Origin of the sequence: Pseudomonas sp. N40(2020), assembly GCF_014472415.1 — a bacterium.
In the GTDB taxonomy this organism is placed as follows: domain Bacteria; phylum Pseudomonadota; class Gammaproteobacteria; order Pseudomonadales; family Pseudomonadaceae; genus Aquipseudomonas.
Map to the genome: position 1 here is coordinate 21,539 of NZ_JACSZV010000061.1, position 6,309 is coordinate 27,847.

Below are 6,309 nucleotides of genomic sequence, written 5' to 3' on the forward strand. Positions count from 1 at the left end.
CCGAAGTGATTGACTTATTAAAGTTAGAACGGCTTGACCACGACCAGAATTACGATAGCCAGCAATATCAGAACCGGCACTTCATTGAACCAGCGATAAAAGACATGGCTGCGGGTGTTCTCGCCACGGGCGAAGCGTTTTACCTGTGCGCCGCACATATGGTGGTAACCGATCAGCAAGACGACCAGGGTCAGTTTGGCGTGAATCCAGCCGCCCATGCTGAAGATGCCCGGGTTGAGATAGATCAGCCAGCCGCCGAAGATCAGCGTGGCGATCATTGCCGGGCCCATGATGCCGCGATACAGCTTGCGCTCCATGACGCTGAAGCGTTCTTTGCTGACCGTGTCTTCACTTTGCGCGTGATAAACGAACAGTCGCGGCAGGTAAAACAGGCCGGCAAACCAGCAAACGACGCTGACGATGTGAAACGCTTTGATCCACAGATAGAGCATTTTTAGTTATTCCCTTATTCACGGTAAGCCGGATAGTAGAGGCTTGAGCGTCCGCGCGTCACCTTGACGGTTGTCGCAGGGGCGCGTGGCCCCTATTATCGACGGCTTTCCAGTGGGTTCGTTGAGGGCAGGTTTATGGTCAAGGTCGGTATCGTCGGCGGCACGGGTTACACCGGTGTCGAACTGCTGCGTCTGTTGGCACAGCATCCGCAGGCAGAAGTGGTGGTGATCACTTCCCGATCCGAGGCCGGTCTGGCCGTGGCTGACATGTACCCCAACCTGCGCGGCCACTACAACGGCCTGGCCTTCAGCGTGCCGGACATCAAGACCTTGGGCGCCTGTGACGTGGTGTTCTTCGCCACACCGCACGGTGTCGCTCACGCTTTGGCAGGTGAACTGCTGGCGGCGGGCACCAAGGTTATCGATCTGTCGGCGGACTTCCGTCTGCAAGACGCCGAGGAGTGGGCCAAATGGTACGGTCAGCCGCACGGTGCGCCGGAGCTGCTGGACGAAGCGGTTTACGGTTTGCCGGAAGTCAATCGTGAGCAGATCAAAAAGGCTCGCCTGATCGCGGTGCCAGGTTGCTATCCGACCGCTACTCAGTTGGGTTTCTTGCCGCTGCTTGAAGCGGGTCTGGCTGATGCTTCGCGTCTGATCGCCGACTGCAAATCCGGTGTCAGCGGTGCCGGTCGCGGTGCGGCTGTAGGCTCCCTGTACTCGGAGACGTCGGAAAGCATGAAGGCTTACGCGGTGAAAGGTCACCGTCACCTGCCGGAAATTCGCCAGGGTCTGCGTCGCGCAGCGGGCGGCAAGGATGTTGGTCTGACATTCGTCCCGCATCTGACGCCGATGATCCGTGGCATTCACTCCACGCTTTACGCGACCGTGGTTGATCGCTCGGTGGATCTGCAGGCGCTGTTTGAAAAGCGTTATGCCAACGAACCGTTCGTCGATGTAATGCCAGCCGGCAGCCATCCGGAAACCCGCAGCGTGCGTGGCGCCAACGTTTGCCGCATTGCGGTTCACCGTCCGCAGGATGGCGATCTGGTGGTGGTGTTGTCGGTGATCGACAATCTGGTCAAAGGCGCGTCGGGTCAGGCTGTGCAGAACATGAACATCCTGTTTGGTCTGGATGAGCGCTTGGGTCTGTCCCATGCCGGCATGCTGCCGTAACACTTAATCCGACACACAAAAAGGCCCGTCAAACGGGCCTTTTTGCATTCTGAACAGCTGGTCGGGTTTATTGATATACCGTAACAATAGTTGACCGATTTTCTCGGACAAGCGGATAATGCGCGTCATCACGCATTATGGCGGCGTAACGCCGGGAGATAGTCAGCATGAGCGTCGAATCCTTCACCCCCACGGCTTTGCAATTCACCCAAGGTGCTGCGCACAAGGTGAAGAGCCTGGTCGATGAAGAGGGGAATGATCGCTTGAAGCTGCGCGTATTCGTTACGGGCGGCGGTTGTTCAGGGTTTCAGTACGGTTTCACCTTCGATGAAGATGTGGCTGAGGATGACACCATCGTCGAGCGCGAAGGCGTGAGCCTGGTGGTTGATCCGATGAGTTTCCAGTACCTGGCCGGTGCAGAAGTGGACTACCAGGAAGGTCTGGAAGGTTCGCGCTTCGTGATCAAGAACCCGAACGCCACCACGACTTGTGGTTGCGGCTCTTCGTTCTCGATCTGATCGCACTTCGCTGCACACATTAAAACGCCGCAGAGCCTTGGGTTCTGCGGCGTTTTTTGTTGTCAGCGTTTTGTTTAGTTGGGGTAGATGGCGCCGAGTACGCGCAGCCCTTTGGCGCCAGTGACACTTGGCCGGTTGGCGGCGATACCTTCGAGGCAGCAATGGGCCAGCCAGGCGAACGCCATGGCTTCAACCCAGTCCGGATCAACACCGTGGGTGGCGGTGCTGGCGACTTTTGCGTTCGGCAGCAGATCAGCCAATCGCTTCATCAATGTGGCGTTGTGTGCGCCGCCGCCACAGACCAACAGCTCTTGAGTATCCGTTTGAGCGCTTTGCAGCGACTCGACGACGGTCAACGCTGTCAGCTCGAGCAGCGTGGCCTGTACGTTTTCAGCAGGGAAGGCTGGCAGACGTGAGAGGTGCTGCTCCAGCCAAGGCAGGTTGAACACTTCTCGGCCGGTACTTTTCGGGCCCTTGGTCATGAAGAACGGATCACTGAGCAATGCTTTCAGCAGCGTTGGCTCAACGGTACCGGTAGCGGCCCACTGGCCATTGCAATCGTAGTTTTCAACGCGTTGCTGGTGAATCCAGGCATCCATCAGCACATTCCCCGGCCCGCAGTCGAAACCGGCTACAGCCTTGGTCGGCTCTATCAGACTGAGATTGCTGAAGCCGCCGACATTCAGGACAGCCTGGTTACCGGTACGCTCTTCGAACAAAGCTTCATGGAAGGCGGGCACCAGAGGGGCACCTTGACCACCGGCAGCGACATCGCGACTGCGGAAGTCGCTGACAACTGTGATGCCCGTCAGCTCGGTCAGCAGGGCAGGATTACCGATCTGTATGGTGAAACCTCGAGCCGGTTCATGGCGAATAGTCTGGCCGTGGCTGCCAATCGCGCGAATCGCCCCCGGTTTGAGCTGTTGCTGGTCGAGGAGGGTGCGAATGCCCTGTGCGGCAAGCTCCACCCAGTTCTGCTGGGCTATCGCCGAGCGGGCGATCTCGTCAGGGCCGCTGGCGCACAAGCCCAGCAGCTCGGCGCGCAGGTTTTCAGGCATGGGAATGTAGTGCGTGGCGATCAGGTTTATCGCCGAGGTCTGTTCGATCAGGGCAATGTCCAGGCCGTCGAGGCTGGTTCCGGACATCACACCGATATAAAGGGCCATGGCTTAACGCTTGCTCGAAGCCAGCATGGTGGCCTTCTCTTGATCCATACGCGCCATCAACGGCTGGCTCTGAGCCATGAAGCGTGCACGTTCTGCTTTGGCAATCGGATCGGCCATTGGCAACTTCTGGCCCAGTGGATCGACATGAACACCGTTGACCTGGAACTCATAGTGCAAGTGCGGTCCGGTGGACAGCCCTGTCGTGCCAATGAAACCGATTACTTGGCCTTGCTTGACCGTGCCGCCGGTTTTCACGCCTTTGGCGAAGCCTTGCATGTGGCCGTATAGCGTGCGGTAGGTGTTGCCGTGCTGGATGATCACAGTGTTGCCGTAACCGCCACGACGGCCGGCCAGCAGCACTTTGCCGTCACCGGCAGCCTTGATTGGCGTGCCGCGTGGCGCAGCGTAATCAACGCCTTTGTGCGCGCGGATCTTGTTGAGGATAGGGTGTTTGCGGCCCATGGAGAACTTCGAGCTGATGCGGGCAAAGTCCACCGGCGTTCGGATGAACGCCTTGCGCATGCTATTGCCGTCGGCCGTGTAATAGCTGCTGTTGCCTTGCTTGTTGGTGTAACGCACGGCGGTGTAGGTCTTGCCGCGGTTGGTGAAGCGGGCGGACAGGATCGGGCCATTGCCAACAGCTTTACCGTTGACCACTTTCTGTTCGTAGATCACATCGAATTCGTCACCCTGGCGGATGTCTTGTGCGAAGTCGACGTCATAGCCGAATACGCTGGCCATATCCATGGTCAGGCTGTGAGAGAGGCCTGCACGCGCAGCGGACTGTGACAACGAGCTGTTGATCACTCCGTGAACGTAAGCGGTACGAACGGTAGGTTTTGCGGTTACACGATTGAAGGCGTAACCCTTGTCATTCTTGGTCAGCGTGATGGTTTCAAGATCGCTGACCTTGCTGTGCAGGCTGGTGAGCTGGCCTTCCGGGTTCAGTTCAAATTCGAGCTTCTGGCCGCGTTTGAGCTGGCTGAACTGTTTGGCTTGCTTGTCGCTGGCCAGTATTTCATGCACGGCTGTGGCTGGAAGGCCGACTTTTTCGAACAGTGTCGAAAGCGTATCGCCCTTGGAAACGACGACTTCCCGGTGACCTGGCGCTTTCGGTTTTTCCGCGAGAGGTTCGGGCGCAGGTTTGGCTTCCGCGGTTTGCGGAGCGTTTTCTTCTGTGTTTTCGATTTGTGCAAACGGTGAGGCTACTGGCTCATTTGTGGCTTGAGCGGCGTCAGCAGCGTCTTGATCTTGTGTCAGTTGTTCAGCAGGACTTTCCAGTTCAAGGCTCAGGGTCGTCTTTTTGGCTTCAACATCACTGGAAGGAAATACCAGGAGCGCCAGGCTGAGAAGGGCGGCGATACCACTTGCGGCGAGCAGGTGGGTCTTCGGGTAAAGCGGTGGCGCTTTAGACGGTTCAGTGGTCATAAGTAATTTTGACTTTGAATAGTGATGAATTGGAAAAGATGAATGACATGATGAAGATGAAATAACTGTATAAAATATAACCAAATCATCTCTTAAGCAAGTCTACAGACATCACGTCTGTGGATTGGTGTCCGTGCGCCGGGCAAAACTTGTAATTGGTGCGCGATCTTGTATGGTTGGTTCCCTTTGAATCTGAGCCTTGCGGGTCTGTTATGAAGTCGGTTGAAGAGCAGCTAGCGCTGATTAAACGTGGTGCGGAAGAACTGTTGGTTGAGTCCGAGCTGATCGAGAAGCTCAAGCGTGGCCAGCCGCTGCGTATCAAGGCTGGTTTCGATCCAACCGCTCCGGATCTGCACTTGGGTCACACCGTGCTTATTAATAAGCTGCGCCAGTTCCAGGATCTGGGGCATCAGGTGATCTTCCTTATAGGTGATTTCACCGGGATGATCGGTGATCCAAGCGGCAAAAGCGCAACTCGTCCTCCGCTGACGCGCGAGCAGGTTCTGGAAAACGCTGAAACCTACAAGACTCAGGTTTTCAAGATTCTTGATCCGGCGAAAACCGAAGTTGCTTTCAACTCCACCTGGATGGATCAGATGGGGCCAGCGGACTTCATTCGTCTGACTTCGCAATACACCGTCGCTCGTATGCTTGAACGTGATGACTTCGACAAGCGCTACACCACCAATCAGCCGATCGCTATTCACGAGTTCCTCTATCCGCTGGTTCAGGGTTATGACTCGGTCGCTCTGCGTGCGGACGTCGAGTTGGGCGGTACCGATCAGAAATTCAACTTGCTGATGGGGCGCGAGCTGCAACGTGGTTATGGTCAAGAAGCTCAGTGCATTCTGACCATGCCGCTGCTCGAGGGGCTGGATGGCGTCAAGAAGATGTCCAAATCGTTGGGCAACTATGTCGGCATTCAGGAAGCTCCGGGTGTCATGTACAGCAAGCTGGTTTCGATTCCGGATGCGCTGATGTGGCGCTACTTCGAATTGCTCAGCTTTCGCTCCATGGATGAGATCAATGCGTTCCGCGCTGATGTGGAGGCGGGTGCTAATCCGCGTGACATCAAGATCAAGCTGGCGGAAGAGATCGTTGCGCGCTTCCATGGTGAGGAGGCTGCGGCTAATGCTCATCGTGCAGCGGGTAACCGTATGAAGGATGGTGAGCTGCCGGATGATCTGCCGGAAATCGAATTGGCTTCTGCTGAGGATATGCCGATTGCTGCCGTCCTTAATAAAGCAGGGCTGGTGAAGAACTCTGCGGCGGCGCGCGATCTGCTCGCTTCCGGTGGTGTGCGTATAGATGGTGAGGTCGTTGATCGTTCCTTTATATATGTAGTGGGTGCGACCCACGTTTGCCAGGCTGGCAAGAAGGCGTTTGCGCGAATTACGCTGAAATCTGAATAAAGTTGAGATTGGGGGTTGACGGCGAATTCTAGGAGTCTATAATTCGCCCACTTCCGGCGCAGTCGAAACGGAAAACTCCTTGAGATTCAATGAGTTATACGGTTTTCGATAGCGGGTTGCTTCAGTTCATCGAAGCCTGGAAGGAGTTGAAAGAGCGGTG

General features: G+C 56.3%; 6 protein-coding genes. 3 read left to right on the forward strand and 3 right to left on the reverse strand.

The features are described from left to right. Positions 1–23: 23 nt before the first annotated feature. The gene (gene hemJ / locus IAI51_RS26310; RefSeq protein WP_187681128.1) at positions 24–452 is read right to left on the reverse strand and encodes a protoporphyrinogen oxidase HemJ; all 429 of its coding nucleotides are present in this window, start codon (positions 450–452) and stop codon (positions 24–26) included. 135 nt (positions 453–587) lie between these two features. Between hemJ and argC the strand changes: the two genes are divergently transcribed. Together argC and erpA are read left to right on the forward strand one after the other, a co-directional pair. Continuing rightward, the gene (gene argC, locus IAI51_RS26315) at positions 588–1,625 is read left to right on the forward strand and encodes an N-acetyl-gamma-glutamyl-phosphate reductase (protein WP_187681129.1); all 1,038 of its coding nucleotides are present in this window, start codon (positions 588–590) and stop codon (positions 1,623–1,625) included. A gap of 167 nt (positions 1,626–1,792) precedes the next feature. Further along, the gene (gene erpA, locus IAI51_RS26320) at positions 1,793–2,143 is read left to right on the forward strand and encodes an iron-sulfur cluster insertion protein ErpA (protein WP_003228776.1); all 351 of its coding nucleotides are present in this window, start codon (positions 1,793–1,795) and stop codon (positions 2,141–2,143) included. 74 nt (positions 2,144–2,217) lie between these two features. On the opposite strand, the gene IAI51_RS26325 is transcribed toward erpA, so the two are convergent. Then, a complete protein-coding gene (locus IAI51_RS26325) occupies positions 2,218–3,309 on the reverse strand; it encodes an anhydro-N-acetylmuramic acid kinase (protein ID WP_187681130.1) in 1,092 nt (363 codons plus the stop codon). Between the two features lie 3 nt (positions 3,310–3,312). Then, positions 3,313–4,737: a peptidoglycan DD-metalloendopeptidase family protein gene (locus IAI51_RS26330; RefSeq protein ID WP_187681131.1), complete on the reverse strand. Its 1,425-nt coding sequence runs from the start codon at positions 4,735–4,737 to the stop codon at positions 3,313–3,315. 212 nt (positions 4,738–4,949) lie between these two features. Between IAI51_RS26330 and tyrS the strand changes: the two genes are divergently transcribed. Next, positions 4,950–6,149 (forward strand): tyrosine--tRNA ligase, encoded by a 1,200-nt coding sequence (gene tyrS, locus IAI51_RS26335; protein WP_187681133.1) that lies wholly within the window; start codon positions 4,950–4,952, stop codon positions 6,147–6,149. Positions 6,150–6,309 lie beyond the last annotated feature (160 nt).